Origin of the sequence: Pseudomonas sp. W2-17, assembly GCF_041060445.1 — a bacterium.
Taxonomy (GTDB): domain Bacteria; phylum Pseudomonadota; class Gammaproteobacteria; order Pseudomonadales; family Pseudomonadaceae; genus Aquipseudomonas.
In genome coordinates this window covers 345662-372040 of record NZ_JAUFNS010000001.1, presented here as the reverse complement: position 1 = coordinate 372040, position 26379 = coordinate 345662, and the positions used below count along the sequence as shown (strand labels likewise).

Sequence of the window (26379 nt, the reverse complement as noted above, 5' to 3'; positions counted from 1 at the left end):
GAAACGAATGCCGGCATTATAGGGGAAGGCACTTTTCAGTAACCCCCCCTTAATGACCGGCCGTCTTCGAGAACAGCTGGATGACCACGACGCCTGCGACGATCAGGCCCATGCCGGCGATGGCAGGCAAGTCCAGTTTCTGCCCATAAATAAACAGCGCGGCGATGCTGACCATGACGATGCCCATGCCCGCCCACACGGCGTAGGCCACGCCAACCGGGATGGTGCGAACCACCAGCGTGAGCATCCAGAACGCAATGGCGTAACCGACGATCACCAGCAGCAGCGGGATCGGCGTGCTCAGGCCTTTGACGGCTTTCATGGACACGGTGCCGATGACCTCGGCACAGATGGCGATGGCCAGCAGGTAGTACGCAGACATGGTGTTGCTCCTTTTCAATGGCCGTCATTAAAGCGGCTTTACCCGGTACTGAACAACCGGCGCCTTTCGGGCTGGCGGGGTGGCGGCTGGCGAAATGCGCCGGGCAAGATATGTGCGAAGCTCGATGGAAATCTGACAGCGTTTGGCTGATAAACTCCGCGCCCATGAATAGAACCCTCTACAGCATCCTGTTCCACCTCGGCCTCCCATTGATCGCCCTGCGCCTGTGGCTGCGTTCGCGCAAGGCGCCGGCCTACGCGCAACGGGTCGGCGAGCGCTTCGCCATGGGCTTGCCCGCCATGCAGCGCGGCGGGATCTGGGTGCATGCCGTGTCGGTGGGCGAGAGCATCGCCGCTGCGCCGATGATTCGCGCCTTGCTGGCCCGCTATCCGCAATTGCCGGTCACCATCACCTGCATGACGCCGACCGGCTCGGAGCGCATTCAGTCGCTGTTCGCCCACGAGCCGCGCGTGCAGCATTGCTACCTGCCCTATGACTTTCCGTGGGCAGCCGGGCGTTTTCTCGATCACATCCAGCCGAAGATCGGCGTGATCATGGAAACCGAGCTGTGGCCCAATCACATTCATCAGTGTGCGAAGCGCGGCATACCAACGGTGCTGGCGAACGCGCGGTTGTCAGAGCGTTCGGCTCGCGGCTACGGACGCTTCGCCGGGCTGACTCGGCCGATGCTCGCCGAGATGAGCCTGATTGCCGTGCAGACCGAAACCGAGGCCCAGCGCTTCCGTGACCTGGGCGCTCGGCCCGAGTGCGTCACCGTGACGGGCTCGATCAAGTTCGACCTGACCATCGATCCGCAGCTGCTGGAGCGTGCCGCTCAGCAGCGTGAGCAATGGCAGACCTTGCAGCGTTCGGTGTGGATTGCCGCCAGTACCCACGCGGGCGAAGACGAGGTGGTGTTGGCGGCCCATCGCACGGTAATGGAAACCCATCCCGGCGCGCTGTTGATTCTCGTGCCCCGTCACCCCGAACGGTTCAATGGCGTGTTTGAGCTGAGTCAGCAGCAGGGATTCTCCAGCGTTCGTCGTTCGACGGCCGACCCGGTAACGCCGGAGACCTCGGTTCTGGTGGGCGACACCATGGGTGAGTTGCTGTTTCTGTATGCGCTCGCCGACATCGCGTTTGTCGGCGGCAGCCTGGTGCCCAACGGCGGCCATAACCTGCTGGAGCCTGCGGCGCTGGATAAGCCCGTTCTCAGCGGTCCGCACCTGTTCAACTTCCTCGAAATCGCCGCGATGCTGCGTCATGCCGGCGCGTTGGAGGAAGTTAGTGACGCGGCCGCATTGGCCGCAACGGTACGTGATTTGATCGACCAGCCCGAGAAGGCCAAGGCAATGGCCGATGCCGGAATGGCCGTGATGAAGGCCAATCAAGGGGCGTTGCAGAGGTTGCTGGATGGGATTGGAAGGTTGTTGGGCTGATGTTGGCGAGCAAGCGGTCATCTTGAGGGCTTGCGCATAACGACATCGTGCGTTCCGCGCAAATCCAATGCATGAGCGCGCTTGCCCGGGACTTGGCGCGAAGCGGTAGCAGAGTGGTTGAGCGGGACATGAAGGTGCTACCGGTAAACCTCCCGACGATTGCCCAGTTCGATGACCAAAATGGTTAGCTCGCCGTTTTGGATATCGCAGATTACTCGTAGATCCCCAATTCGATAGCGCCACAGCCCGCCCTTGGGACCTGTTAGCCCTTTCCCCACGCTGCAAGGGTCGTCTCTGACAGCCACCCGTTCGTCCATGAAGTCAAGCACGCGCCGGGCGGTTTGCTTGTCGAGCTTCTTGAGCTGTTTCTATGCCGTCTCGGTGTACTTAATCGTCCAGGCCAAGCTCTTTCCTTACATCGCTGGATGAATAAGTGGCTTCCTTGCCCTTTCGGACGCGTTCGAGTACGTCCGCTGCCAGGTAATACTCTTCAAGCTCAGGTAAACCTTGCTCGATAATTTCACGCAAATAAAAGGCTTTGGTCCGGCCGGTGCTAGCCGCGAGAACGTCGAGACGTGCTTCAGTCTCGGGGGTGAGGCGAATTGAGGTAGGCATGCGACTTCTCCGCAATACATGTATTCACTGTATCGCGCGGATGCTACTCGGGTCGCCGGATCCTTTCAATCGGCCTGTCACCGCTCCGTCGGCCGCTCGAAGTTCTTCGCCGCTTCTTTCGCCAGGTCCGGCGGCAGGAAGTCTTTGTCGGGGTTGTAATCGGCCTTCAGGAAGCGCGAAAGATCCTGCAGATCCCCAGGACTCAATGTGCCGGCAGCCTGCTTCAGACGCAGGTTGTCGAGGATGTAGTCGTAACGGGTGTTGTTGTAGTCGCGCACCGACGCGTACAGCTGACGCTGTGCATCGAGCACGTCGACGATGTTGCGCGTGCCGACCTGATAGCCGATTTCCGTGGCTTCCAGTGCGCTCTGGTTGGAGATGATCGACTGTTTGCGCGCCTGCACCTGCTCGACATCGGTGTTCACCGCGCGGTGCAGGTTGCGGGTATTTTCCACCACCTGGCGGCGCAGTCCTTCACGCTGCTGCTCGCTCTGACCGAGACGAGCGTAAGCCTCGCGGACCTGAGAACTGGTCAGGCCACCGCTGTAAATCGGGATGTTCACCTGCAGGCCGATGGTGCGTTGCTCGACGCTGCCGTGGAAACTCTGGCCGGTGTAGTTCGGGTTGGTGAAACCCAGCGGGTCGTTGTCGCCCTTCTCGTACTGCGCCACCGCGTCGACGGTGGGTGCGTGGCCTGCCTTGCGTTGACGCAGGGTTTCTTCGGCGGCGCTGACGGCGTAGTTGCTGGCCAGCAAATTCAGGTTCTGCTGCGTTGCCGTGTCGACCCAGGCCTTCGCGTCGTTGGGCGTTGGCGCGAGCACCGGCAGGGTGTGCACGATGCCTTCAATGGAGTTGTAGTCACGGTTGGTCAGGGTGATCAGCGCCTGAAAGGCATCGTCCACCTGGCGCTTGGCGACGATCCGCGCAGCGCGGGCGGTGTCGTAACTGGCTTGGGCCTGGAGCACGTCGGTCTTGTCCGACAGGCCGACGTCGAAGCGTTCATTGGCCTGATCGAGCTGGCGCTTGAACGCCGCTTCCTCTGCTTTGGTCGAGGCCAGATTGTCCTCTGCGCGGAGCACGGCGAAGTAGTCTTCGGCGCTTTGCAGAATCAGGTTCTGCTCAGTGGCCGAGAGCTGCAGGATCGCCTGTTCGTTGACGTCCTTCGCGGCCTTGAGCTGGAACCAGCGGTCAGCACGGAAGATCGGCTGACTCAAGGTCGCGCGATAGACCGTGCCACTGCGGCTGATGACGGCAGAGGGCTGGTCAATCGAGGTGCGGGTGGCATTGATGTCGGCGCCGCCGGAGATGTTCGGCAACAGACCGGCGCGTGCCTGAGGCACGATTTCCTTCTGCGCGTCGTAGCTGGCGCGGGCTGCAGCAAGGTCGGCGTTATTGTTGACCGCTTCCTGATACACACTGACCAAACCGGTCCTGGTCGGCAGCGGCATGTCTGCTGCCCCGGCCATCGCATTCGAAGCACACGACACGGCAATGGCCAGTGAAAGTTTGCGCAGCATAGACATTCCCTAGTAATTCAAGCGGTATGAAGACGGTGACGTTGCGTCTGATCCAGATGGCTTTGGCGACGCGTAGCGAGTGTAGTTCCAGCGGGTAGGGACAACAATCGGGCAAATCAGCCATTTAACGCGCGTTTGAATTCCGCGCTTGGCGTTTGGCCTGCGCCGCGACTAGACTGACGCCGTTCTTGTCGGGGTGCCTTGATATGAGGCTGAGATCGGATAATCCGGATCCCGTTGAACCTGATCAGGTTAGCGCCTGCGTAGGGAACAAGATTTCTCGTCTCCCGGCGAGTCCTCTTGAGTGTCGTCCGGGGTCGTCTTTGTTCATTTTCTGAACAGTCCGCGCCTTTCGATTCTCAGCATCCATGCCGTCTCAGGGTGCATCCGTCCGTGTTCATCAGGCTCAAGCTCCGACAATTCATTCCGCTGCTGGATGATGTCTGGAGAGCCCGTGATGAGTACAACACTAAAAAACGCCAATCTGAGTGAATCCGCCCAAGTCGACTCGGGGTCGGTTCAACCGTTTACCCGCTCGCAGAAAATCTACGTCCAGGGCTCGCGTCCGGACATCCTCGTGCCCATGCGCGAGATCAGCCTGGACGTCACGCCGACTGCCTTCTCTGAAACAAAGAGCTCTGGAACAAACAGCGGCGGCGAGATCAACGCGCCGGTCTGTGTGTACGACACCTCCGGCCCGTACACCGACCCCAACGTCATCATTGACGTGCGCAAGGGCCTGGCCGACGTGCGCTCTCCGTGGATCGAGTCCCGCGCTGACACCGAACGCCTGCCGGGACTGACCTCGAACTTCGGTCAGCAGCGCTTGGCCGATGCCGAACTGACCCGGCTGCGTTTCGCCCATGTGCGCAATCCGCGTCGGGCAAACGCGGGCGCCAACGTCAGCCAGATGCACTACGCGCGTCAGGGCATCATCACCGCCGAGATGGAATACGTCGCCATCCGCGAGAACATGAAGCTGCAGGAAGCCCGCGCCGCTGGTCTGCTCATCCAGCAGCACCCCGGCCACAGCTTCGGTGCGAGCATTCCGAAAGAGATCACCCCTGAGTTCGTGCGCGAAGAAATCGCCCGCGGTCGCGCGATCATCCCTGCCAACATCAACCACGTTGAGCTCGAGCCGATGATCATCGGGCGCAACTTTCTGGTGAAGATCAACGGCAACATCGGCAACAGCGCGCTGGGTTCGTCCATCGAAGAAGAAGTGGCGAAACTGACGTGGGGCATTCGCTGGGGTTCGGACACGGTCATGGACCTGTCCACCGGCAAGCACATTCACGAAACCCGCGAGTGGATCATCCGCAATTCGCCCGTGCCCATCGGCACCGTGCCGATTTATCAGGCGCTGGAAAAGGTCGGTGGCGCGGCCGAAGACCTGACGTGGGAGCTGTTCCGCGACACGCTGATCGAGCAGGCGGAGCAGGGCGTCGACTATTTCACCATTCACGCCGGTGTACTGCTGCGTTACGTGCCGCTGACCGCCAAGCGCGTGACCGGGATCGTCAGCCGCGGCGGTTCGATCATGGCCAAATGGTGCCTGGCCCATCACAAGGAAAACTTCCTCTACACCCACTTCGACGACATCTGCGAAATCATGAAGGCCTATGACGTCAGCTTCTCCCTGGGCGACGGCCTGCGTCCGGGGTCGATTGCCGACGCTAACGACGAAGCGCAGTTCGGCGAGCTGGAGACCCTCGGCGAGCTGACCAAGATCGCCTGGAAACACGACGTGCAATGCATGATCGAAGGCCCGGGCCACGTGCCGATGCAGTTGATCAAAGAGAACATGGACAAGCAGCTCGAGTGCTGCGACGAGGCGCCGTTCTATACGCTCGGCCCGCTGACCACCGACATCGCACCGGGTTACGACCACATCACGTCGGGGATCGGCGCGGCCATGATCGGCTGGTTTGGCTGCGCGATGCTGTGTTACGTCACGCCCAAGGAGCATTTGGGATTGCCGAACAAGGATGACGTCAAGACCGGGATCATTACCTACAAGATCGCCGCCCACGCAGCGGACCTCGCGAAAGGACATCCCGGTGCGCAGATTCGTGACAACGCGCTGAGCAAGGCGCGGTTTGAATTCCGCTGGGAAGACCAGTTCAACCTCGGGCTGGACCCGGACACCGCGCGCGCCTACCACGACGAGACGCTGCCGAAAGACTCGGCCAAGGTCGCGCATTTCTGCTCCATGTGCGGGCCGAAATTCTGCTCGATGAAGATCACCCAGGAAGTGCGCGAGTACGCCGCCAACCAGAAGATCACCGCGGTGGACGTGTCGGTCGACGAAGGCATGCGCGAACAGGCCGAGCGGTTCAGGCAGGAAGGCAGTCAGCTTTACAAGAAGGTCTGAGCGGCAAGCGGCAAGCGGCAAGCGGCAAGCGGCAAGTCACAAGTTGCAAGGAAAAGCAGGCCGCGATCACGCTCTGCGTGGTAATGCCACCCCTGACGCTCTGCGTCACTTAGGACGCTGAGCGTGGGCACGATCAATCATAAGTTTCAGCGAGACACAAAAGTGAACACACCCGGCACCTATTCACCCGACGCCCCCGTACCCGCCGCCAAGCGGGTTTTTGGCGGGCGCGATCTGTTCTCTCTGTGGTTTTCCCTCGGCATCGGCCTCATGGTCCTGCAGACCGGCGCGTTGCTTGCGCCGGGATTGGGTATGTCCGGCTCGATGCTGGCGATCCTGCTCGGCACATTGGTCGGCGTATTGCTGCTCGCCGCGGTTGGCGTCATTGGCAGTGACACCGGCCTGTCATCGATGGCGGCGCTCAAGCTCAGCCTCGGCAGCAAAGGCGCAGGCGTTCCGGCGATTCTCAATCTGCTGCAACTGGTGGGCTGGGGCTCCTTCGAAATCATCTTCATGCGCGACGCCGCCAGCCTGTTGGGCGCGGGCGCTTTTTCCGAAGGCAGCCTCTGGGCCAACCCCATGCTCTGGACCCTTGTGTTCGGCGCCCTCGCGACCCTGCTGGCGGTGAGTGGTCCGTTGGCCTTCGTTCGGCAAATTCTGCGCAAATGGGGCATCTGGCTGCTCTTGGCGGCGTGCGCCTGGCTGACGTTTAACTTGTTCAGCAAGGCCAATTTAACGGCCCTGTGGTCGCGGGCGGGAGATGGTTCGATGCCGTTTGCCGTCGGCTTCGACATTGCCATCGCAATGCCGCTGTCGTGGCTGCCGCTGATTGCGGACTATTCCCGCTTCGGCAAGCGCGCCGCCGGCGTGTTCGGTGGCACAGCGCTGGGCTTCTTCATCGGCAATTTCTGGCTGATGTCCCTTGGCGTGGCGTACACCCTGGCCTTCGCGCCAAGTGGTGAAGCCAATGCGCTGTTGCTGGCGCTCGCGGGTGCGGGGATGGGCATTCCGTTGTTGCTGATCCTGCTGGACGAATCGGAAAACGCGTTCGCCGACATTCACTCCGCTGCCGTGTCGAGCGGGATTTTGCTTAAGGCCAAAGTCGAGCACCTGGCACTGGCCATTGGCGTCATCTGCACGCTGATCGCCTGCTTCGCGCCGCTGGCGCAGTACCAGAACTTCCTGCTGATGATCGCTTCCGTGTTCGCGCCGCTGTTCGGCGTGGTGCTGGTGGATCACTTCATCCTGCGTCGCCGTCGTCAGGGCGTTGCGACAGCGGGCTTGCGCTGGATGACGCTACTGGCGTGGATCGGCGGGATCTGCACTTACCATCTGCTGGCGAACCTGTATCCGGACATCGGCGCAACGCTGCCCGCACTCGTTGTGGCGGGTGTGTTGCAATGGGTTTTGGCGCGGGGGAGGTCGCCTGCATTCGAGGCCGATGTGCGGCATTAACTCAGCGGGCCGGGCCTGGAACAGAACAACCAGGCTCAGGGCTGACGGGCGACTCAAAGCGAGTCGAGGTCCGGGAATCCCCAGTCTGTCAGCGGAGTGAGCTGGGACAGAAACGTGAGGTGCTCGATTGTCTTGACCTTCTGTAGATGCTTTAGATCGGCCGGGCCGCCGAGTGCGATAGCCGGGACAAAACCGTACATCTCATCGGGCTCCAGCGGTCCGAGTGCTGTTAGTGCTTTTTCAAACAGATCTTCAAAGTCGTTCGACGTGTGATCAAAGGACGCAAAGAAGATTTTGATCTCGTCATCAAAACGTTCGGCGGGTATGTGTCGAGTGGTCCGCATATATCTGGCATAAACGGCATTGACCGTTAGCCAGCTTCCGGTTCCTTGCTGCCACATGTAGATATCACCAAATGCTCCTCTTGCGATCACATGATAGGTCTCAGGATGTGGAATGCCTGACTCCGACAGCCAACAGCGCATGGTTACTTCGTACTCGGCCGGGTTGACGCACCAAAATACTCCATTTCCGTAGCCGCTCCAGCCATACCGATGCCAATGTAATAACAGTTGCGATGGCAATACCCCTGTGTACTTTTCCATGGATGATAATGGAGCTTCCCTTCTATGTATTTCCGGGCCGACTTCTTCAATCAAGCAAACGTAATATTCGTCCATACCCCTATTTACACCTTTCCAGTCTTGCGTTGATTTTTGCGCTGTCACGCATATCTACGCTCGTTGTGCTCGCGGCGTGATCCAATCCGTCTATTCTGCCTCGCCACTGCGCGCCAATACTTGAATTGACACGTGCATCTCCGAAGTCAGAGATGACGTCTTTCCCTCCTGCAAACAAATCGGGGTTATGCAAAGCGGCAAGGATGCTCATCTTTTCTCGCGCTATGATTTTCGCCGCGCGTCTCGCTCCGAGTAGCGGGGTATCGTCTGGCTTCATTTTGGCCATGGCGTCTTTAATCAAGCCTTCTTCCAGAGCCTTTCTGGCGAGCCGGGCCACCCCCGGATCCCTAACCTTATCACCCGCGTTGAACGCCTCCCGCCCCCGCAGATACTCAGCCACGGTCAAATCATTCAACCCTTTTTCCTGTCCACCCAGCTGCCTGTCGAACTCGGGAATTTTGCTGTAGTGCAGGTTGCTCGCGTTAAAGCATGGCACCTTGTATTCCGGCATGCCCAGCGGTTTTTTCCCGCCTGGTCGATCGGTTTTCCGATGGCTGTCGGATCTAGGCTCCGGTGTGGTCGGCCCACCTGCCCGAGCCCCGGCGGGCTGCAAGTCAGGCCGCCCTTTAAGGCCCTCTTCATGCTTGACCATCCACTGCGCCAGCCGCGCGCCTTTGCTGCTGGCGCGCATCTGACCGGCGAGTAGCGCCATGTTGCCGCGCCCTCGGGTCAAATACTCAACCACCGCGCCGAGCAGCAGGACCACCACTTCGGCATGCCCGCGGGCGATGTGGTGTGCCGCTTGATCGACAACCCACGGGTCGTCCTGTGTGATCGGGTTCAGCCCATCGTTGCCTCGGGTCCCGTCCCAAGCGACCTGGATACCGCGCACGTAGTGGTCCAGCAGCGCGGGCAGACCTTGTACGAAAAACTCAGCGACCGATGCCAGCCCAAGCACCCCGAGAATCCAGCTGCTGGCTTGCAACCCGATCGCCATCCCAGCGAATGCGCCGGGCCCCGCGCCTATGCCACCCGCCAGGGCGCCTACCCCCGCACCCATCGCGCCTCCGGCCAGGGCGCTCCCCGCAATGATCATGGCCATGTCGCCGACGACGCCCATCAGATCGAAGAGCACGTCGGCTATGTCGATTTCCGCGAATCGCTGGCGCAGTAATGCGCTGGCTTCAAATTCGGCGCGGTAAAAAGCAGTTCTGATGTTGTCGACACGACGCAATACAAGTTCGACCGAAAGCGCCTGTTCATTCAGATAACTTCTGAAGTGACCTTGGCCTCTGCTGTTGATTTCATCTCTTAGCCGGTCTTCAATCTCAAACCATGACGGCAGGATATTCCATAAGCGCATCCCGTCTCCCTGACAGTTCCAAAAAGTTCAGGGCGGAACTTAATGATTAAGTCAGGATAGCGTCAATAAACAAGAAGTTTAATAATGGCGCGGTCGGGAAATGTATCTGTTTAAAGTATTAGTTTGCGGGTGGGAAAGTGTATGTGGGAAGTGGCGAGGTATAAGAGTTATTTAAATGAGGCGTTTGCAAGAAGGGGCGTTACAAGATAAAGCCGGCGCCTTTTCGAGCGCCGGCCCAGGTTCTACCGATCAGCTCCGGCCCGGAAACAGCTCAGGCTTGATGATGCCGTTCAACTGCGGATACGGGATCTTCAGCTCGATGTGGCCCATGGCGTAGGGGGCGATGGTTGTCACCGGGTACTTGAGGATCACCGCACCGTACGTCAGAGCAATGTTGGAAGTTTGCTTGAACGCCCACATGTTCTGGAACTCGGTGTCCTTGTCCAGCTTGCTGCTGATCAGCCAGGCCTGATGAGCCAGGCGGGCCTTGTCCCAGAATGCAGCTTCCTGACCCGGGATCAGCATGTCCGCGAGTGTCAGCACGCGCTGCTGCTGGCGCGAATAGTTGATGAACGCGCGGCCCGGATTACCCTGGCCGCTGCCTGAATCAACGTAACTGGACAGTTCAACGACCACGATTCCGTCATGCTGCTCACGTACTTTGGCCTGCAGGTAGCTGCTATTGCGCGCCGGCGCGCGGCTCAGGTATTGCTCCTGATAAGCCTTCAGCGTTGGCGGCACCGGACCATCGCTGTCGCTGCGGGTCAGTTGCAGCAGCGTGCGCTGGACGATCTCGTCAAGTTTCGGCTCATCGGGGAAATGCACGGTGTCGATGTTTACCAGCGGGCAATCATCGGTGGTGCAGCCGGGCTTGATCAGCTCGGAGGCGTCACGCTGAACGGTCAGCGGACTGCGCAGATTGGGTTGGAACAGGCTTTGGCAGGCGCCCAAAATCAGGGCCACGCAGGCCAGTGAAATGATCTTCAGAAAAGACATGTTGATCCTTGGCATCGGCATAAGGGGGCGTCACGTGGGAGGTAACGGCAACGTCCTTCGACTGTAGGTGGCGCAATCAGTTCGCCATCGGGCGGATTAGAGTGCTTTCCCCGGCAGTCGTCTACCCCGGTGACCGGTTTTGCGAACTCAAAGGGCTGCATCCCGCACCACAGCGCGTTAGGATGGGCCCGGACACAGTGCTCAAGCAGTGAGAAACCTATGACGGACAGCAACAGATCGACGCCGACGAATTACGAAATTAAACACCGTGAGACCTGTTTCAAAGGGTTTTACCAGCTCGACCGTCTTCAGTTGCGCCACGAATTGTTCGCGGGCGGCATGGGCCCGGAAATCAAGCGCGAACTGTTCGTTCGCCACGATGCGGTCTGCGTGCTGCCCTACGATGCCAAACGCGATGAAGTCGTGCTCATCGAACAGTTCCGCGTCGGCGTCATCGGCAAGCATGAAAACCCCTGGCTTATCGAAATGGTCGCCGGCCTGATCGATAAAAAAGAGGAACCCGAGGAGGTTGCTCACCGCGAGGGACAAGAGGAAGCTGGGCTAACGTTCAACGCCCTTTGGCCGATCACCAAATACTTTCCATCGCCGGGCGGCAGCAACGAGTTCGTGCATCTGTACTTGGGCAAATGCGACAGCGAGGGGGCAGGTGGGCTGCACGGGCTGGTCGAAGAGGCCGAGGACATTCGGGTTTCGGTATGGTCATTTGACGACGCGATGCAAGCCGTCAAAGACGGGCGCATCGTCAACGCCGCAACTATTATTGCCATGCAATGGCTGGCGCTCAATCGCGCTGAAGTAAGGGGGCTATGGTCGTGAATCTTCTGCGCGAGCGCTACCGTGTCGACCTCGCCGGGCTGCAAGCCGCCTGCGAGGCGAACTACGCGCGCTTGATGCGTTTGCTGCCCGATATGCGCAATCAACAACGCTCCCGCCGGGTCGCCGTGACTCAGGGAGACCAGATGCTGGGCGTGCTGGCGGTCGAGGTTATCCTCGATTGCCCTTACACCACCACGCTGCAAGTGCGCCAGGAACACAGCCTGCCGTGGCTGCCGGTGCCCGTGCTCGAAGTGCAGGTCTACCACGACGCCCGCATGGCCGAAGTCATCGGCGCCGAACATGCACGCCGCTTTCAGGGCATTTATCCCTATCCCAACGCCGACATGCACCAGCCCGACGAAAAGGCCCAGCTCAACGTGTTTCTGGGTGAATGGCTGAGCCATTGCCTGGCCTGCGGGCATGAGTTTGAGGCGGTTCGCTGAGGCGGCGCGACGCTGCGGCCGGACGTTCTGTGCGCAGATGAGAACCAGGCCTCTTTCCAGGTTTGCCGCCGCACCGATCTCACACCATAATCCGGCCACATCCGCTCAAGGAGATGGCCATTGTCGAGCGCATCCTCTCATTCCTCATCCGTGTTGGTCGTTCAACTGACCGACAGTCATCTGTTCGCCGAAGCAGACGGCGCGCTGCTGGGCATGCCCACGCGGGCCAGTCTGGATGCGGTGGTCGAACTGGTGCTGAGCGAGCAGCCGGCGATCGATCTGGTGCTGGCTACCGGTGACTTGTCTCAGGACGGCACGGTCGAGTCGTATCAGGCGTTTCGCGACGCGAGTGACCGCCTGAATGCGCCCGCGCGCTGGATTCCGGGGAATCACGACGAGCTGAGGGAGATGGCGATTGCTGCGCAGAACAGCGACTTTCTCGAACCTGTCGTCGATGTCGGTCACTGGCGGATCACTTTGCTTGATTCTGCTGTTTCCGGGTCTGTCCCCGGCTATCTGCAAGACGGCCAGCTTCAGTTGCTCGCTCAGGCCTTGAGCGAAGCGCCGGAGCGGCATCATCTGGTGTGTCTGCATCATCATCCGGTGCCCATCGGGGCGGCATGGATGGAGCCCATCGGTTTGCGCAATCCCGAGGCGCTTTTTTCGGTGCTGGATCGGTTTCCCCAAGTGCGCGCGGTGCTCTGGGGTCATGTGCATCAGGAATTCGACCAGCTTCGCGACGGCGTGCGGCTAATGGCTTCGCCTTCAACCTGCATCCAGTTCGCACCGAACAGCATAGATTTCGGCCTTGACGACCTTGCGCCTGGCTATCGCTGGCTGCGTCTTCACGATGATGGCCGGATCGAAACCGGTGTTTCACGCATCGCCCCCGACCTGTTCGACGTCGACATCAATGGCGCGGGCTATTGAAAGACATTTCCTTGATGTGCAGCGATTCATCAACAGGCGAGTCTTTGGGCAGTTGACCCTGTAAACTGCGTGGCTTTGCCCTGATGAGCGCCGACAGGCAGCCCGTCCGGGATGTATCGATTGCCGTTTGGGAGGCAACTGCGTGAACCAGGATCGATCGACGCTTCTTTATATTCACGGCCTGAACAGCTCGGCCAGGTCGCAGAAAGCCACACAGCTGACGACGCTGATGGCGCGTTTGGGTTTGAGCGAATACGCGCGCGTGCCCGAGCTGCATCATCATCCGCGGCAGGCGCTGGTTCAGTTGGAGGCCGCGATCGAAGAGCTCGGTCGGCCGCTGCTGGTCGGCAGCTCGCTCGGCGGCTACTATGCGACTCACCTGGCTGAGCGCCACGGCCTCAAGGCTGTGCTGATCAACCCGGCGGTCAATCCGCATCAGCTCTTCGATGGTTTTCTCGGCACCCAACAAAACCTTTATACCGGCGAGAGCTGGGAGCTGACGCACGACCACGTAACGGCGCTGGCCGAGCTGGAAGTGCCTGCTCCACAGGATCCGCAGCGTATTCAGGTGTGGCTGCAAACGGGCGACGAAACGCTGGATTACCGTCGCGCCCAGAGCTTCTATCGGGCCTGTGCGCTGCGCATCGAAGCAGGCGGCGATCACGGCTTTCAGGGCTTCGCTGCAAAAATGCCAGCGCTGTTGAGCTTTGCCGGGTTCGCCCCCGCCTTGCTCCAGGGCGTTGATCTGAGCGGGCTCTGACCCGAGCCATTGCTGCAACAAATATGTAGAACAGTCTTTTAACCAGTGCTACTCCGAAATTTCATGAACGACTTGATGACGAGACCCCATGGCCAATCCCAGCGCTAGCTCTTATAACGCAGACGCCATCGAAGTCCTCTCGGGCCTCGACCCGGTCCGCAAACGGCCGGGCATGTACACCGACACCTCACGCCCCAACCATCTGGCGCAGGAAGTCATCGACAACAGCGTCGACGAAGCGCTGGCAGGCCACGCCCGCTCCGTGCAGGTCATTCTGCATGCCGACAACTCGCTGGAAGTCTCCGACGATGGTCGCGGCATGCCCGTGGACATCCACCCGGAAGAGGGCGTGTCGGGCGTTGAGCTGATCCTCACCAAGCTTCACGCCGGCGGCAAGTTTTCCAACAAGAACTACCAGTTCTCCGGGGGGCTGCACGGCGTCGGGATCTCCGTGGTCAACGCGCTCTCGACCGAGGTACGGGTACGGGTCAAGCGCGATGGCAACGAATACGAAATGACCTTTGCCGATGGCTACAAGGCCAGTGATCTGGCGGTGATTGGCACCGTCGGCAAGCGCAATACCGGCACCAGCGTCTATTTCGCGCCGGACCCCAAATACTTTGACACCCCGAAATTCTCCGTCAGCCGCCTCAAGCACGTGCTCAAGGCCAAGGCCGTTCTGTGCCCGGGCCTGCTGGTCAGTTTCGAAGACAAAGGCACCGGCGAGAAAGTCGAGTGGCATTACGAGGACGGCCTGCGCTCGTACCTGCAGGACTCGGTGGTCGATTTCCTGCGTCTGCCGGACGAGCCGTTCTGCGGCGTGTTCGCAGGCAACAAAGAGGCCGTCGACTGGGCGCTCCTGTGGTTGCCCGAGGGCGGCGACAGCGTTCAGGAAAGCTACGTCAACCTGATCCCCACCGCCCAGGGCGGCACCCACGTCAATGGGCTGCGTCAGGGCCTGCTGGACGCGATGCGTGACTTCTGTGAGTTCCGTAATCTGCTGCCGCGCGGCGTGAAGCTGGCACCCGAAGACGTCTGGGAGCGCATCGCTTTCGTGCTGTCGATGAAGATGCAGGAGCCACAGTTCTCTGGCCAGACCAAAGAGCGGCTGTCGTCCCGCGAGGCGGCAGCGTTCGTCTCCGGTGTGGTGAAGGATGCCTTCAGCCTGTGGCTCAATGCGCACCCGGAACTGGGCATGCAACTGGCCGAACTGGCGATCAGCAACGCCGGTCGCCGTCTCAAGGCGAGCAAGAAGGTCGAGCGCAAACGCATCACGTCAGGCCCGGCACTGCCGGGCAAGCTGGCGGATTGCGCGGGTCAGGACCCGATGCGCTCCGAGCTGTTTCTGGTCGAGGGTGACTCCGCGGGCGGCTCCGCCAAACAGGCGCGGGACAAGGAATTTCAGGCCATCCTGCCGTTGCGCGGGAAGATCCTGAACACTTGGGAAGTCGACGGCGGCGAAGTGCTCGCCAGTCAGGAAGTGCACAACATCGCCGTGGCGATCGGGGTCGACCCGGGGGCTGCAGACATCAGCCAACTGCGTTACGGCAAAATCTGCATCCTGGCCGACGCCGACTCCGACGGCCTGCACATCGCGACGCTGCTGTGTGCCTTGTTCGTTCAGCATTTCCGCCCGCTGGTGGATGCCGGTCATGTCTACGTCGCCATGCCGCCGCTGTACCGCATCGACCTGGGCAAAGACATTTATTACGCGCTGGACGAAGCCGAACGCGACGGCATTCTCGACAGACTTGTGGCCGAGAAGAAACGCGGCAAGCCGCAGGTCACCCGATTCAAAGGCCTGGGTGAGATGAACCCGCCGCAGTTGCGCGAAACCACCATGGACCCGAATACCCGTCGACTGGTGCAGTTGACCCTGGATGACTTCGCCGCCACGTCGGAAATGATGGACATGCTGCTGGCCAAGAAACGCGCGGGCGACCGCAAGAGCTGGCTCGAATCCAAAGGCAATCTGGCCGAGGTGCTGGTCTGATGCGGGGCTGGTTTGCAGCGCTGTTGTTGATCGTCACGCCTGTTTTCGCTGCGCCATTGCCCGAGCTCAAGCTGCTGTCGGAGCATCCTGTGGACGACATGATCGGCGGCAACCTGTCCGGGCTTGCGTCCTGCAACGGCGTGCTGTGGACCGTTTCGGACCGCGACGACACCCTGCTTTACAGCCTCGACACCTCGGCAACGGTCTGGAAAGCCAAGGCGCAGACGCTGGAAATCCCGCCGATCCCGGACAGCGGCTTGTCCGCCACCTTGCGCAGCATGGCCAAAGCCTCGGCGCTGATTCGTGGCGGCGATCTGGACTTTGAAGGTGTGAGTTGCGACGCGGCGGGCAACCGTTACCTCGTCAGTGAAGCCTACGCCGCCGTGCTGGAGGTGCCAGTCGAAGGCGCGCCGGTCTGGCTGGATCTGCCCAAGAAGATCGTCGAGGAAGCACAGACGGCCGGGATGCTGCAGCATTTCAACGCCATCTTCGAAGGCATCGCGGTCAACCCGGCAGGCGATCAACTATGGCTCGCCGCCGAGCGTGACAAGCGCGGCCTGCTGACTGCCAGTCTTGGCAAGGACGGCTGGGCCTGTGATGCCAGCTGCATCCTTCGAGTCGACGCGGGCAATGACATTTTGCCGCCTGAGCTGGGTGGCAAGGCGGTCTCCAAGGACTATTCCGACATCTCGCTGTACAAGGGCAAGCTGTTCACCCTGGAGCGCGCGGCTTACCGAATCTGCCGCCGGACGCTGGCGACAGGTCAGCTGGAAACCTGCTGGTCCTTCGCCAAAGAGGCGCTGCAGCCCAACCGGCTGTATGACCAGAAATACGGCCTGACCGAAGCGCTGATCGTTGACGAGAAAGGCGCATGGGTCGGTACGGACAACAACTTCGGTGCCCGCGCCGATGGCGAAAAACGTCCCGTCGTCTGGCGCTTTGCTGCGCCCGAGGGTGGCTGGAGCGGCAAGCCTTGACCCAGGCACTTCCCGGCAAACGCGCCGGGCGGCTGATGATGATCATCGCCTGGGCGGCGGCGCTGTTTCTGGCGACGCGGTTTTTTGGCGAGTGGGAGCAGCGGCAGGAAAATCCGAATACCATCGTCGCCTCCGAACATGGGGACGGCTATGTCGAGGTGACACTGGCGAGCAATCGTGACGGGCATTTCGTCATGACCGGGCAGATCAATACCCGCCCCGTGCAGTTCATGCTCGACACCGGCGCGACCAATGTCGCCGTGCCGGAGAGCGTCGCGCAGACGCTGCGCCTTGAGCGCGGCGAGCGCGTTCAGGTGAGCACGGCCAACGGACGCACCGATGCATTCCGGACCACCCTGCAACGGTTGCAGATTGGCGACATCGTCCTGAACAACGTGCGCGCCCTGGTGGTGCCCGGTCTGGACGGTGAACAGGTGCTGCTGGGCATGAGCGCCGTGAGACAACTCGAATTCACACAGCGCGGCGGCACATTGTTGCTGCGCCAGACGACAAAATGATGAGGCCCGCATGAGCGACTCCCTTGACCTCAGCCTGGATGGCGTAGAACGCCGATCGCTGGCTGACTTCACCGAACAGGCCTATCTCAACTATTCCATGTACGTGATCATGGACCGGGCGCTGCCGCATATCGGTGATGGCCTGAAGCCTGTGCAGCGACGCATCGTCTACGCGATGAGCGAGCTGGGCCTGGACGCTGACGCCAAGCACAAGAAGTCGGCACGTACCGTCGGTGACGTGCTCGGCAAGTTTCACCCCCACGGCGACTCGGCCTGCTACGAAGCCATGGTGCTGATGGCGCAGCCCTTCAGCTATCGCTACACGCTGGTCGACGGCCAGGGTAACTGGGGTGCGCCGGACGATCCCAAGTCATTCGCGGCCATGCGCTACACCGAAGCGCGTCTGTCGCGTTACTCCGAAGTGCTGCTCAGCGAATTGGGGCAGGGCACTGCGGACTGGGTGCCGAACTTCGACGGCACGCTGGACGAGCCCGCCGTTTTGCCCGCGCGCCTGCCGAACATCCTGCTCAACGGCACCACCGGCATCGCCGTCGGCATGGCCACCGACGTACCGCCGCACAACCTGCGGGAAGTCGCGACAGCCTGCGTGCGTTTGCTCGATGAGCCCAAAGCAACGGTCGAACAGCTCTGTGAGCACATCCAGGGCCCGGACTACCCGACCGAAGCGGAAATCATCACGCCCCGCGCCGACCTGCTGAAAATGTACGAAACCGGCAAGGGCTCGGTGCGTATGCGCGCCGTGTACCACATCGAAGACGGCGACATCATTGTCACCGCGCTGCCGCATCAGGTGTCCGGTGCCAAGGTGCTGGAGCAGATCGCGGCGATGATGCAGGCCAAGCCGTCCAAGGCCCCGCAGATCGCTGACCTGCGTGACGAATCCGACCACGAAAACCCGTGCCGGATCGTGATCATCCCGGGTGCCCGCAAGCATTTCGACCACGATGCGCTGATGCAGCACCTGTTCGCCAGCACCGACCTGGAGTCGAGCTACAGGGTCAACATCAACATCATTGGCCTGGACGGCAAGCCGCAGCTGAAAAACCTGCGCGCACTGCTGGTCGAATGGTTGGAGTTCCGGGTACAGACCGTGCGTCGCCGCCTGCAATTCCGCCTCGACAAGGTTGAGCGTCGCTTGCACCTGTTGGATGGTTTGTTGATCGCTTACCTCAATCTGGATGAAGTGATTCACATCATCCGCACCGAGGAGCACCCGAAAGCCGCGCTGATCGCGCGTTTCGCCCTGAGCGAAATCCAGGCTGATTACATTCTCGACACCCGTTTGCGTCAGTTGGCGCGACTGGAAGAAATGAAGTTGCGTGCCGAGCAGGATGAATTGCTCAAGGAACAAGCCAAGCTGCAAGCCCTGTTGGGCAGCGAGGCCAAGCTGAAGAAACTGGTGCGCACCGAGCTGATCAAGGATGCCGAAACCTATGGCGACGACCGTCGTTCGCCTATCGTCGAGCGTACCGAAGCCAAAGCCCTGACCGAACATGATCTGCTACCGAACGAGAAAGTGACGGTCGTGCTGTCGGAAAAAGGCTGGGTTCGCTCCGCCAAAGGTCATGAAATCGACGCCACCGGGCTCTCTTACAAGGCCGGGGATGGCTTCAAGGCCCTGGCGCCGGGTCGTTCCAACCAGTTTGCGGTGTTTATCGACTCCACCGGTCGCAGCTATTCGGTGCCGTCCCACACCTTGCCATCGGCCCGTGGCCAAGGCGAACCGCTGACCGGTCGTTTGACGCCGCCGCCCGGTGCGACTTTCGAATGTGTGCTGATGCCGGAAGACGATTCGCTGTATGTGGTGGCGTCCGACGCCGGCTACGGTTTCGTGGTCAAGGGCGAAGACCTGCAGGCCAAGAACAAGGCCGGCAAGGCGCTGCTGAGTTTGCCGGCCGGGGCGAAGGTGATCCTGCCGCGTCCGGTGCCGGATCGTGAACACAACTGGCTCGCCGCCGTGACCACCGAGGGCCGTTTGCTGGTGTTCAAAATCAGCGATCTGCCGCAGCTGGGCAAGGGCAAAGGCAACAAGATCATTGGCATTCCGGGCGAGCGCGTTGCCAGTCGGGAAGAGTACGTGACTGATCTGGCCGTAGTCCCCGACGGCGCCACGCTGGTGCTGCAGGCGGGCAAGCGCAATCTGTCGCTCAAGCCTGACGATCTGGAGCACTACAAGGGCGAACGCGGACGACGGGGCAACAAACTGCCCCGTGGTTTCCAGCGCGTCGATGCGCTATTGGTGGAAACCGCGGGCTAAAGCGGTTGGTTCGGCGGTCGCTCTTCGTTTCGTCACGAGAGCGACGCAGAATCGCTGGAGTCAACGCGCATATTCACGGATGATATGACGTCCTCTGGCGCCGCCATGGCGGAATGCCTTCATGTTTTCAAAGTATTTAACAGCGTGGACGCGTTACACGGCGTTCACTTGGAAGGGATGATGAATTTTCTACGTGTTCCCTGTGTGCTGTTGTTGACCGGCGTTCTGGGTTTGGCCGGTTGCAGCGTTCATCAGCCCACGTCGCTCTATCAGCTGGACAGCGGCGATCCCGGGCAACCGAAACACACCGGCGGGGTCGCCGTTTTACTGGGCCCTGTGGCGATTGCTGACTATCTGCAACGTGAAACATTATTGCAGCGCCAGCCGGACGGCAGTCTCAAGGCCTCTACCGACGGTCGCTGGGCTGGCAGCCTGTCTGCCGATATCGATCAACTGCTTCTGCGCCAACTGGCCTGGAAGCTCGACAGTCAACGCGTGGTGATGGCGCCGGCCGCTGCCAACTTCACGCCGGATGTCCAGGTGGTGTTGTCCATCACCCGCCTGGATTCAGGCGAGAAGCAGCCGGCGGTACTGGATGCCCAGTGGCGCTTGCTCGACCGTCGCGGCAATGTGCGCGACAGCAAGCTGGTTCACTTGGAAGAGCCACATGAAGGCTCCTCAGCCGCGCAGGTCAAGGCTCAAGGGATTCTGCTGCAACGCCTGGCGGACAAGCTGAGCGTGGCGGTCAAGCCTATCGCCAGCCAGCCGTATGTGGCAGACATGCCGAAGAAGGCCGCAGCGCCGGCAAAAACCCGGACTGATCAGGACAAGCCAAAGATCCCGATGGCATCACCGATTCGCACCGATCTGGAAGTGTTCCGCTTCTAGAATCAGCGCCCACAAAAAAGCCCGCAGCGATGCGGGCTTTTTTGTGGCTGACGCTTAGACCTTGCGCGCCTCGTGCATGCGCGCCAGTTGGCGTTCCAGCATTGACGGATACGGCTCCATCAGACGCTCCACACAGCTGGCACCTTCGGGGCTCGCAATCGGGCGAATGCGCGCGCGCTGGCGGATGGTCGGGTCTTCGCTGATCTTGCGCTCTACCAGCAGCAGGTTGCGGCTGTGTTGCGACAGGGCCAGGGCATCCTGGGCGGTTTCGGTCAGCAGCAGATCGATCTGGTTCATGCCGTGCAAGCCTTCGCCGAGTGTCAGGCCCAGCTGCAGTTGCAGGGTGATGCCGCTGTCGGCGACTTCGATCTGCAGCGCATGGCTCAATGCACGCAGCAATTCGCCACAGCAGATGGCGTTGGTCAGGTAGTCATCGCCGCTGTCCTGGGTGCTGAACACCATCAGCGAACTGCCGTCGTTCAGGGTGTGCAGTTCGCTGTCGTAGAGCGAAGCGGCCTGATCGATGCAGTCACGGTAGCGCTCGAGCAATTCGGTCAGGCGCGTGCGCGGCAGTCGGCGAAGTTGCTCCTGCGAGCCCAGCTGCACGGCCAGCACGGCGCTGTACTGCGGCTGCGATGGAACGACCGGGAGGATCGGACGCGGCGCAGGTTTTGCTGCGGCAGGGGAGTGATCGCGAAGGTCCGCGAACGGATCCTCCTCGTCGTCTTCATCTTCCTCGGCGACGATACGTCGCGCCGGGATGACCGTCGCGCGTGGCTTTGGCGCGTCGTCGAAGTCAGGGTCGCTCAGGTCGCTGCTATCGAACTCGGGGGAGCCGTCGTCTTCTTCCTCGACCTGTGCAGGCTCGGGAATGGGCGCCGGTTCCGGTTCTGGCGGCGCGTAGGAAGTCTTCAGCTGGCGCGCCAGATCGCCGATCTCGTCCTGACGATCAGTGGCCGGCGTGTACGGATCGATGTAGCGCAGCCACATGCGCAGTTGCAGCATCGGCGTGGAGATATGGCGCCCCAGGCGCAAGCTCAAGGCCAGCGCCAGTGCCAGCAGGATACCGGCCAGAATCGCCATGCTCTGAAGGCTGATGGTCAGCGGCTGTTGAAACTGAGCCATGTCCAGGCTGATACGCAGCGTGCCGGCGACCACGTCCTGGAACGTGATCTTGATCTCGTAGAGACCTTCCGCCTCGCCCAGCAAGCCGTTTTTCGGACGCTGACCGGCTTCGGCAAGAATGCGGTTGTCGGGGCTATAAATAGCCGCGTGGGCCACCAGCGGGTTTTTCACCAGATTGCCCAGCAGCACGTTGAGGCTGAGGATGTCGTTGGACACCAGCAGTTCAGTGGCGGACGTGGCGGTCTGCGTGGTCAGGGCTTGCCCCAATGCGTCGGCCTGTTCGTGCATGGCTTGCTTGAATTGCAAACCCATGACGCAGGCGTAGATCACCAGAGCCAGCGCGACGAGGATCACGTTATGGCTGGCGATGCGCAAAGCAATCGGTACACGTCGATGACGCAATGCCCGGAAGATCAGCAAGAAGAAATTATCGGTTTTTACTGGCGTGGGCCGGTTCACTGAGCACGGCTCTCTTGGTGAAGTTGGGGCGCAGTATAGCGAGCGACCCTGTAGCGGCAAAGCGCTGGCTGTGCCCGGCGGTCACTGAAAGTGCGTAGAATGCGGTTTTTTTCCACTGCGGGGGTGCGCCTTGCGCGAAATCGTCCTGATAAACATCACCGGTGAAGACCGTCCGGGTCTCACTGCGGCCATCACCGGTGTACTGGCCCAAGGCGGCGTGAACATTCTCGACATCGGTCAGGCGGTGATTCACGACGCGCTGTCGTTCGGCCTTCTGGTCGAAATCCCCGACACCGAGGCAGGCGCGGCAGTGCGCCATAATGTGCAGGCGACAGTCGACCAACTGGGTCAGCAAGTGCGCTTCACCCACGTGTCCGAAGCTGATTATCAGCACTGGGTCGACGGTCAGGGCAAGGCGCGGCACATCGTGACGCTGCTGACCCGCAAGGTAACCGCCGAGCAACTGCAAACGGTCAGCGCGATCACTGCCAAATATGGCTTGAACATCGACCGCATTGATCGTCTTTCCGGGCGTATGCCGCTGGACATGCCCACCGAGAAGAGCAAGGGCTGCATCGAGTTTTCCGTGCGCGGCGAGCCGGTCGATCCCCAGCAGATGCAGGCCGAATTCCTCCACGTTGCCCAGGAGCTGAACGTTGATATCGCGTTCCAGCAGGATTCACTGTTCCGCCGCAACCGGCGTCTGGCGGTATTCGACATGGATTCGACGCTGATCGAGGCCGAGGTCATCGATGAACTGGCCAAGGCCCACGGCGTCGGCGAGCGCGTGTCGGAGATCACCGAGCGCGCCATGCGGGGCGAACTGGACTTCCGCGCCAGTTTCAAAGAACGACTGGCGCTGCTCAAAGGCCTGGACGTGAAGGTGCTGGACGAGATCGGCGCCTCGTTGCGTTTGACCGAAGGCGCAGAAACGCTGTTCGCCGAACTCAAGCGGCTGGGTTACAAGACCGCGATCCTGTCAGGCGGTTTTACCTACTTCGCTCGCCAGTTGCAGGCCAAACTGGGCATCGACTACATCTTCGCCAATGAGCTGGAGGTGGTGGACGGCAAGTGCACGGGCAACGCGATCGAGCCGATCGTCGATGCCCAGCGCAAGGCCGATCTGCTGCGCGAACTCGCCAGCAAGGAAGGGTTGAGTCTGGAGCAGACCATTGCAGTGGGCGATGGCGCCAATGACCTGCCGATGCTCGCCATCGCCGGCCTGGGTGTGGCGTTCCGCGCCAAGCCGCTGGTCAAGCAGTCGGCGAAGCAGGCTATCTCGACGCTGGGCCTGGACGGCGTGCTGTATTTACTGGGTTTCCGCGACCGGGAAGGGCGCAGCGCTTAACAAGCGTGGAGGTTGAGGCATCTGCAACGGATGCCTTGATAGCTCAGAGCACTGTCCACAACGAATCGAATTCCTGCTCCGGGCCGCCGGCGTCTGGCGTCGCAACCTTCTTCGGTCCTTCAAGAATCTGATACTCAAACTGGTTGTAGCTGCCCGTCGTCGCCCGACGGTTGCTCAGGCTCGCGCGTCGCTGTTCGCCACTGGTATTGATCAGCACCTTGGAGCCGTCCTCGAACGGCAGGCGCGGAGCGATGACCGTCGCCGGCACGTCGATGGCGCGAACTTCCGGCAACAGCAACGCCCGTAAAAACTGACTGCTCTGCTCGGCACGGGTCAGCTGCATGCCACATGCCTGAGCGAAAGGGGCTATGAGTTCGACACCCATCTGCATGCCACCGCCACGGACCTGCCGCACCCAGCGCACCACCGCGATGCTCCAGCCGTGGCCATGGTCCTGAATGCCGATCATCTCACCGGCCTGCAACTGGTCCGGGACTTCCTTCGGCCAGGCCAGGCAGTAGCCGCCCGGACTGTGATTGACGATGTGCAGCGCGTACGTCGGAAAACTCTTTTGCCCGTCGGACGCCGCATTGCCTTCAGCGTCATCACGTTTGTATTCGATTTCCTCGAACGGCAGCATGCTGCTCGATGTGCCATTGCGTTGCGCGTCCGCCGTCTGCGCCCACGGATCACGCTTCACCGGCTTCAAAGGCTGCAGCGTGTATTCGGCGACTTTGGACAGGGTCGACATTTGCAGCAGGTCGCTGAAAGACTGCTGGCCGCCGACGTAATAATGCAGAGCGCTCATGCCCACGCAGACGGTGAGAGTGCCTTGCCCCGGGGTGCGTTGAAACGCACGTTCTGACACATCACCCCAAGCAGCGGCCAGGTGCTGCAGGACGTCGATGGACAACCCCGGCGGCACTTTCAGCGCGGATTTCGAGCGTTCTTCAACAGGCGTTTCGGTGTAGCGTTCCAGAGCCGCCGACAGAGGACGGGGGTCGATGCCGAGCAGGTTCGGTCGCTGATCGTCGTCGTACAGCGCGGCGTAGCGCGGTGCCGTGTCCGTACCCGGCGACACCGCGTACAGGCTGTTGCTGTCCAGCGGCTGCTGCAGCGTGACCATCGCGCTCCACGCATCCAGCGCCTCGGCCAGCTTGCCGATATTGTGCTGGCGCATCTGATTGCAGCGCGAACAACCCATCAGCAGCGCAACGACGTAAGTCTGTTCAACGCTCATCGCCTGGGTATTGTGGGCGAGACTGTCGGCGACCGGCACGGTCTGCAATTGATGCTGGCGGGCGATCTGATAGATCTGGTGCAGCTCAAGCCACAGGCCGTCCTGTACCGGGCAGTAAAGCTGATTGGCGCGGATCAGCGGGCCGTTCAGGCAGCTGAGCGCGCGCTGAAGGGCGGTGGTCAGCAGGCCGATGCGGTCTTTGCTGAGCTTGACCGCGACCCGCGCGATGATCTGTTTGTAGCCGATGGCGAGGTGGTTTTGCAGGGCCTGGCACAGATTGGCGACCTTGCGCGGACGTTCTTCGAGAACCACGGACTGGTTCAGGAAGTGACGCTCCAGATGCTTGCACACGAAAAAGACTTCCGGGCGAAGCAGTTCAAGGAGCTGCATACGGTTGTCGCTGGGGGTGAGCAACTGGTTCAGCTCGCCGAGCCCTTGATAGAGCTGGCGGGCCATTTCACCGAGATTGGCCTTGGGCAGCGTAGCGATCCAGCGCTTCAAGTCTTTGGGCGTCGCGTCACAGAACGACAGGCTCGACTGCGTCGGCACAGGTGCGCGCAACAACAGTGGGAGACTTAAATTACTCATGTGACCGGCAAACTCCAACAACGACAGGCCTGAACGGCGGCGTCCAACTCCGGGGGCAAGCACCCTCGCCGAGCGAAAAGAGCACGTTTACGTCCACTGAAAGCGAAGTTTCCTACAGCGCTGACTACTGGACTTTAGCAGCATCCTGCAACGGTCGCAGCCTGGGCACATTGTCCTGCGCCCAGCCCCGGCAATCCCTGGTGAAGCGTGATGTGGCGCGACGGCTAAAAGCAGTTCGCGCCAGAAAAACAGCATCACGCCTCTCAGGAATGAGTTAAGGCAAGAATCAGGCCTGCAATGGCAGCGCGATGCCCTGACCCATCTGCACGGCCGAACCGGCCGCCAGCAGCTCGGACCACTTCACCTGATTGGGTCCGAACAGCACGATGGCCGTAGAACCCAGTTTAAAGCGACCCAGCTCGGCGCCTTTTTCCAGATGAATGGGCGCGCGCGCTGCCTCGTCATAACGGAAGGTCTTGAGCTCGCGCTTCGGCGGCGTGACCAGACCGGCCCAGACGGTTTCGATCGAGGCAACGATCATGGCACCAACCAGCACGACGGCCATCGGGCCGCGTTCGGTGTCGAACAGGCACACCACGCGTTCGTTGCGGGCGAACAGTTCTGGTACGTTTTCCGCCGTTGTCTGGTTCACCGAGAACAACCGGCCCGGTACGTAAACCATTTCGCGCAGGGTGCCGGCCAGCGGCATGTGGACGCGGTGATAGTCCTTCGGCGACAGGTAAACGGTCGCGAATTCGCCACCCATGAACGGCGCGGACAGGCGCGCATCGCCGCCGAGCAGTTCCAGTACGCTGTAGCTGTGGCCTTTGGCCTGGAAGATGCGGCCGTGTTCGATTGGGCCCAGTTGGCTGACCGCGCCATCGGCGGGTGAAAGGATCGCGCCCGGCGTTGGGTCCAGTGGACGCGCGCCCGGTTTGAGGGCGCGGGTGAAGAAGTCGTTGAAGTGCGGGTACCCGGTGATGTCCTCGACCTGAGCCTGGGACATGTCGACCTGATAGCGTCGCGCAAACCATTGGGTGAAGGCATTTTTGAACCAGCGCACGCGGCATTCGGCCACGCAGCCCGCCAGTTGCGACAGCAGATGATGGGGAAGCAGATACTGGAAAAGGATAAACAGACGCTGTTTCATCAAGATTCCTAAAACGTTTGAAAA

Annotated in this window: 22 protein-coding genes, 1 pseudogene and 1 riboswitch; of the genes and pseudogenes, 13 read left to right on the top strand and 10 right to left on the bottom strand. The window is 60.9% G+C overall.

Annotated features, from left to right (window positions below):
• Window positions 1-49: 49 nt before the first annotated feature.
• Window positions 50-382: a multidrug efflux SMR transporter gene (locus QWI20_RS01765; RefSeq protein ID WP_133774590.1), complete on the bottom strand. Its 333-nt coding sequence runs from the start codon at window positions 380-382 to the stop codon at window positions 50-52.
• 164 nt (window positions 383-546) lie between these two features.
• On the opposite strand from QWI20_RS01765, the gene waaA reads away from it, so the two are divergent.
• Entirely contained in the window at window positions 547-1821 is a 1275-nt protein-coding gene (waaA, locus tag QWI20_RS01760; RefSeq protein ID WP_369303879.1) for a lipid IV(A) 3-deoxy-D-manno-octulosonic acid transferase, read from the top strand.
• Between the two features lie 137 nt (window positions 1822-1958).
• Here the strand turns inward: waaA and QWI20_RS01755 are convergent.
• The 3 genes and pseudogenes from QWI20_RS01755 to QWI20_RS01745 all read right to left on the bottom strand — a co-directional run.
• Window positions 1959-2177, bottom strand: a pseudogene (locus tag QWI20_RS01755) (type II toxin-antitoxin system RelE/ParE family toxin); the annotation flags it as partial.
• Between the two features lie 31 nt (window positions 2178-2208).
• Complete coding sequence (locus tag QWI20_RS01750; RefSeq protein ID WP_074892231.1) at window positions 2209-2436, bottom strand: ribbon-helix-helix protein, CopG family; 228 nt, start codon at window positions 2434-2436, stop codon at window positions 2209-2211.
• Window positions 2437-2513: 77 nt separating this feature from the next.
• The gene (locus QWI20_RS01745; RefSeq protein ID WP_369303878.1) at window positions 2514-3953 is read right to left on the bottom strand and encodes a TolC family outer membrane protein; all 1440 of its coding nucleotides are present in this window, start codon (window positions 3951-3953) and stop codon (window positions 2514-2516) included.
• 182 nt (window positions 3954-4135) lie between these two features.
• Window positions 4136-4240, top strand: a riboswitch (TPP riboswitch).
• 170 nt (window positions 4241-4410) lie between these two features.
• Here QWI20_RS01745 and thiC point away from each other — a divergent pair.
• Both thiC and cytX read left to right on the top strand, forming a co-directional pair.
• Window positions 4411-6327 (top strand): phosphomethylpyrimidine synthase ThiC, encoded by a 1917-nt coding sequence (thiC, locus tag QWI20_RS01740; protein WP_369303877.1) that lies wholly within the window; start codon window positions 4411-4413, stop codon window positions 6325-6327.
• A gap of 162 nt (window positions 6328-6489) precedes the next feature.
• Window positions 6490-7782 (top strand): putative hydroxymethylpyrimidine transporter CytX, encoded by a 1293-nt coding sequence (gene cytX / locus QWI20_RS01735; RefSeq protein WP_369303876.1) that lies wholly within the window; start codon window positions 6490-6492, stop codon window positions 7780-7782.
• A gap of 53 nt (window positions 7783-7835) precedes the next feature.
• Here cytX and QWI20_RS01730 read toward each other — a convergent pair whose 3' ends face one another.
• The 3 genes from QWI20_RS01730 to QWI20_RS01720 all read right to left on the bottom strand — a co-directional run bounded on the left by QWI20_RS01730 (window position 7836) and on the right by QWI20_RS01720 (window position 10821).
• Window positions 7836-8462, bottom strand: a complete 627-nt coding sequence (locus tag QWI20_RS01730; protein ID WP_369303875.1) for a GAD-like domain-containing protein — start codon at window positions 8460-8462, stop codon at window positions 7836-7838.
• Window positions 8463-8466: 4 nt separating this feature from the next.
• Window positions 8467-9825, bottom strand: a complete 1359-nt coding sequence (locus QWI20_RS01725; protein WP_369303874.1) for a DUF6861 domain-containing protein — start codon at window positions 9823-9825, stop codon at window positions 8467-8469.
• A 249-nt stretch (window positions 9826-10074) separates the two neighbouring features.
• Window positions 10075-10821, bottom strand: a complete 747-nt coding sequence (locus QWI20_RS01720; RefSeq protein ID WP_108119071.1) for an RsiV family protein — start codon at window positions 10819-10821, stop codon at window positions 10075-10077.
• A gap of 219 nt (window positions 10822-11040) precedes the next feature.
• Here QWI20_RS01720 and QWI20_RS01715 point away from each other — a divergent pair, with 219 nt between their 5' ends.
• The 9 genes from QWI20_RS01715 to QWI20_RS01675 all read left to right on the top strand — a co-directional run bounded on the left by QWI20_RS01715 (window position 11041) and on the right by QWI20_RS01675 (window position 20445).
• On the top strand, window positions 11041-11658 hold the full coding sequence (locus QWI20_RS01715) for an NUDIX domain-containing protein (RefSeq protein WP_192171113.1): 618 nt from the start codon (window positions 11041-11043) through the stop codon (window positions 11656-11658).
• Entirely contained in the window at window positions 11649-12101 is a 453-nt protein-coding gene (locus QWI20_RS01710) for a DUF1249 domain-containing protein (RefSeq protein ID WP_065987826.1), read from the top strand. Before QWI20_RS01715 ends, QWI20_RS01710 begins: the two co-directional genes overlap by 10 nt.
• A 120-nt stretch (window positions 12102-12221) precedes the next feature.
• Complete coding sequence (cpdA, locus tag QWI20_RS01705; protein ID WP_369303873.1) at window positions 12222-13031, top strand: 3',5'-cyclic-AMP phosphodiesterase; 810 nt, start codon at window positions 12222-12224, stop codon at window positions 13029-13031.
• Window positions 13032-13173: 142 nt separating this feature from the next.
• Entirely contained in the window at window positions 13174-13791 is a 618-nt protein-coding gene (locus QWI20_RS01700; protein ID WP_369303871.1) for a YqiA/YcfP family alpha/beta fold hydrolase, read from the top strand.
• An 88-nt stretch (window positions 13792-13879) separates the two neighbouring features.
• Window positions 13880-15784 carry a DNA topoisomerase IV subunit B gene (gene parE / locus QWI20_RS01695; RefSeq protein ID WP_369303870.1) on the top strand — a complete coding sequence of 635 codons (1905 nt, stop codon included), beginning with the start codon at window positions 13880-13882 and terminating at the stop codon, window positions 15782-15784.
• Window positions 15784-16761 (top strand): esterase-like activity of phytase family protein, encoded by a 978-nt coding sequence (locus QWI20_RS01690; RefSeq protein ID WP_369303869.1) that lies wholly within the window; start codon window positions 15784-15786, stop codon window positions 16759-16761. Before parE ends, QWI20_RS01690 begins: the two co-directional genes overlap by 1 nt.
• A 35-nt stretch (window positions 16762-16796) precedes the next feature.
• Window positions 16797-17279 carry a TIGR02281 family clan AA aspartic protease gene (locus QWI20_RS01685; protein WP_369304000.1) on the top strand — a complete coding sequence of 161 codons (483 nt, stop codon included), beginning with the start codon at window positions 16797-16799 and terminating at the stop codon, window positions 17277-17279.
• Between the two features lie 10 nt (window positions 17280-17289).
• The gene (gene parC / locus QWI20_RS01680; RefSeq protein WP_369303868.1) at window positions 17290-19557 is read left to right on the top strand and encodes a DNA topoisomerase IV subunit A; all 2268 of its coding nucleotides are present in this window, start codon (window positions 17290-17292) and stop codon (window positions 19555-19557) included.
• 180 nt (window positions 19558-19737) lie between these two features.
• Window positions 19738-20445 carry a membrane integrity-associated transporter subunit PqiC gene (locus QWI20_RS01675; protein ID WP_369303867.1) on the top strand — a complete coding sequence of 236 codons (708 nt, stop codon included), beginning with the start codon at window positions 19738-19740 and terminating at the stop codon, window positions 20443-20445.
• A gap of 54 nt (window positions 20446-20499) precedes the next feature.
• Here QWI20_RS01675 and QWI20_RS01670 read toward each other — a convergent pair whose 3' ends face one another.
• A complete protein-coding gene (locus QWI20_RS01670; RefSeq protein ID WP_369303866.1) occupies window positions 20500-22029 on the bottom strand; it encodes a histidine kinase in 1530 nt (509 codons plus the stop codon).
• A 130-nt stretch (window positions 22030-22159) separates the two neighbouring features.
• On the opposite strand from QWI20_RS01670, the gene serB reads away from it, so the two are divergent.
• Window positions 22160-23377, top strand: a complete 1218-nt coding sequence (serB, locus tag QWI20_RS01665; RefSeq protein WP_369303865.1) for a phosphoserine phosphatase SerB — start codon at window positions 22160-22162, stop codon at window positions 23375-23377.
• Between the two features lie 43 nt (window positions 23378-23420).
• Here the strand turns inward: serB and QWI20_RS01660 are convergent, their stop codons facing one another.
• On the bottom strand, window positions 23421-25205 hold the full coding sequence (locus QWI20_RS01660) for a molecular chaperone (protein ID WP_369303864.1): 1785 nt from the start codon (window positions 25203-25205) through the stop codon (window positions 23421-23423).
• 286 nt (window positions 25206-25491) lie between these two features.
• Window positions 25492-26361, bottom strand: a complete 870-nt coding sequence (asd, locus tag QWI20_RS01655; RefSeq protein ID WP_192171473.1) for an archaetidylserine decarboxylase — start codon at window positions 26359-26361, stop codon at window positions 25492-25494.
• Between the last annotated feature and the right edge of the window lie 18 nt (window positions 26362-26379).

What these genes read in the sequence shown, in the direction of transcription:
- parE (WP_369303870.1), top strand. Translation starts at nt 13,880, where the DNA reads ATGGCCAATCCCAGCGCTAGCTCTTATAACGCAGACGCCATCGAAGTC.
- QWI20_RS01725 (WP_369303874.1), bottom strand. Translation starts at nt 9,825, where the DNA reads ATGCGCTTATGGAATATCCTGCCGTCATGGTTTGAGATTGAAGACCGG.
- QWI20_RS01720 (WP_108119071.1), bottom strand. Translation starts at nt 10,821, where the DNA reads ATGTCTTTTCTGAAGATCATTTCACTGGCCTGCGTGGCCCTGATTTTG.
- QWI20_RS01675 (WP_369303867.1), top strand. Translation starts at nt 19,738, where the DNA reads ATGAATTTTCTACGTGTTCCCTGTGTGCTGTTGTTGACCGGCGTTCTG.
- QWI20_RS01750 (WP_074892231.1), bottom strand. Translation starts at nt 2,436, where the DNA reads ATGCCTACCTCAATTCGCCTCACCCCCGAGACTGAAGCACGTCTCGAC.
- QWI20_RS01765 (WP_133774590.1), bottom strand. Translation starts at nt 382, where the DNA reads ATGTCTGCGTACTACCTGCTGGCCATCGCCATCTGTGCCGAGGTCATC.
- waaA (WP_369303879.1), top strand. Translation starts at nt 547, where the DNA reads ATGAATAGAACCCTCTACAGCATCCTGTTCCACCTCGGCCTCCCATTG.
- thiC (WP_369303877.1), top strand. Translation starts at nt 4,411, where the DNA reads ATGAGTACAACACTAAAAAACGCCAATCTGAGTGAATCCGCCCAAGTC.
- QWI20_RS01730 (WP_369303875.1), bottom strand. Translation starts at nt 8,462, where the DNA reads ATGGACGAATATTACGTTTGCTTGATTGAAGAAGTCGGCCCGGAAATA.
- QWI20_RS01690 (WP_369303869.1), top strand. Translation starts at nt 15,784, where the DNA reads ATGCGGGGCTGGTTTGCAGCGCTGTTGTTGATCGTCACGCCTGTTTTC.
- QWI20_RS01710 (WP_065987826.1), top strand. Translation starts at nt 11,649, where the DNA reads ATGGTCGTGAATCTTCTGCGCGAGCGCTACCGTGTCGACCTCGCCGGG.
- QWI20_RS01660 (WP_369303864.1), bottom strand. Translation starts at nt 25,205, where the DNA reads ATGAGTAATTTAAGTCTCCCACTGTTGTTGCGCGCACCTGTGCCGACG.
- QWI20_RS01745 (WP_369303878.1), bottom strand. Translation starts at nt 3,953, where the DNA reads ATGCTGCGCAAACTTTCACTGGCCATTGCCGTGTCGTGTGCTTCGAAT.
- QWI20_RS01685 (WP_369304000.1), top strand. Translation starts at nt 16,797, where the DNA reads ATGATGATCATCGCCTGGGCGGCGGCGCTGTTTCTGGCGACGCGGTTT.
- QWI20_RS01715 (WP_192171113.1), top strand. Translation starts at nt 11,041, where the DNA reads ATGACGGACAGCAACAGATCGACGCCGACGAATTACGAAATTAAACAC.
- parC (WP_369303868.1), top strand. Translation starts at nt 17,290, where the DNA reads ATGAGCGACTCCCTTGACCTCAGCCTGGATGGCGTAGAACGCCGATCG.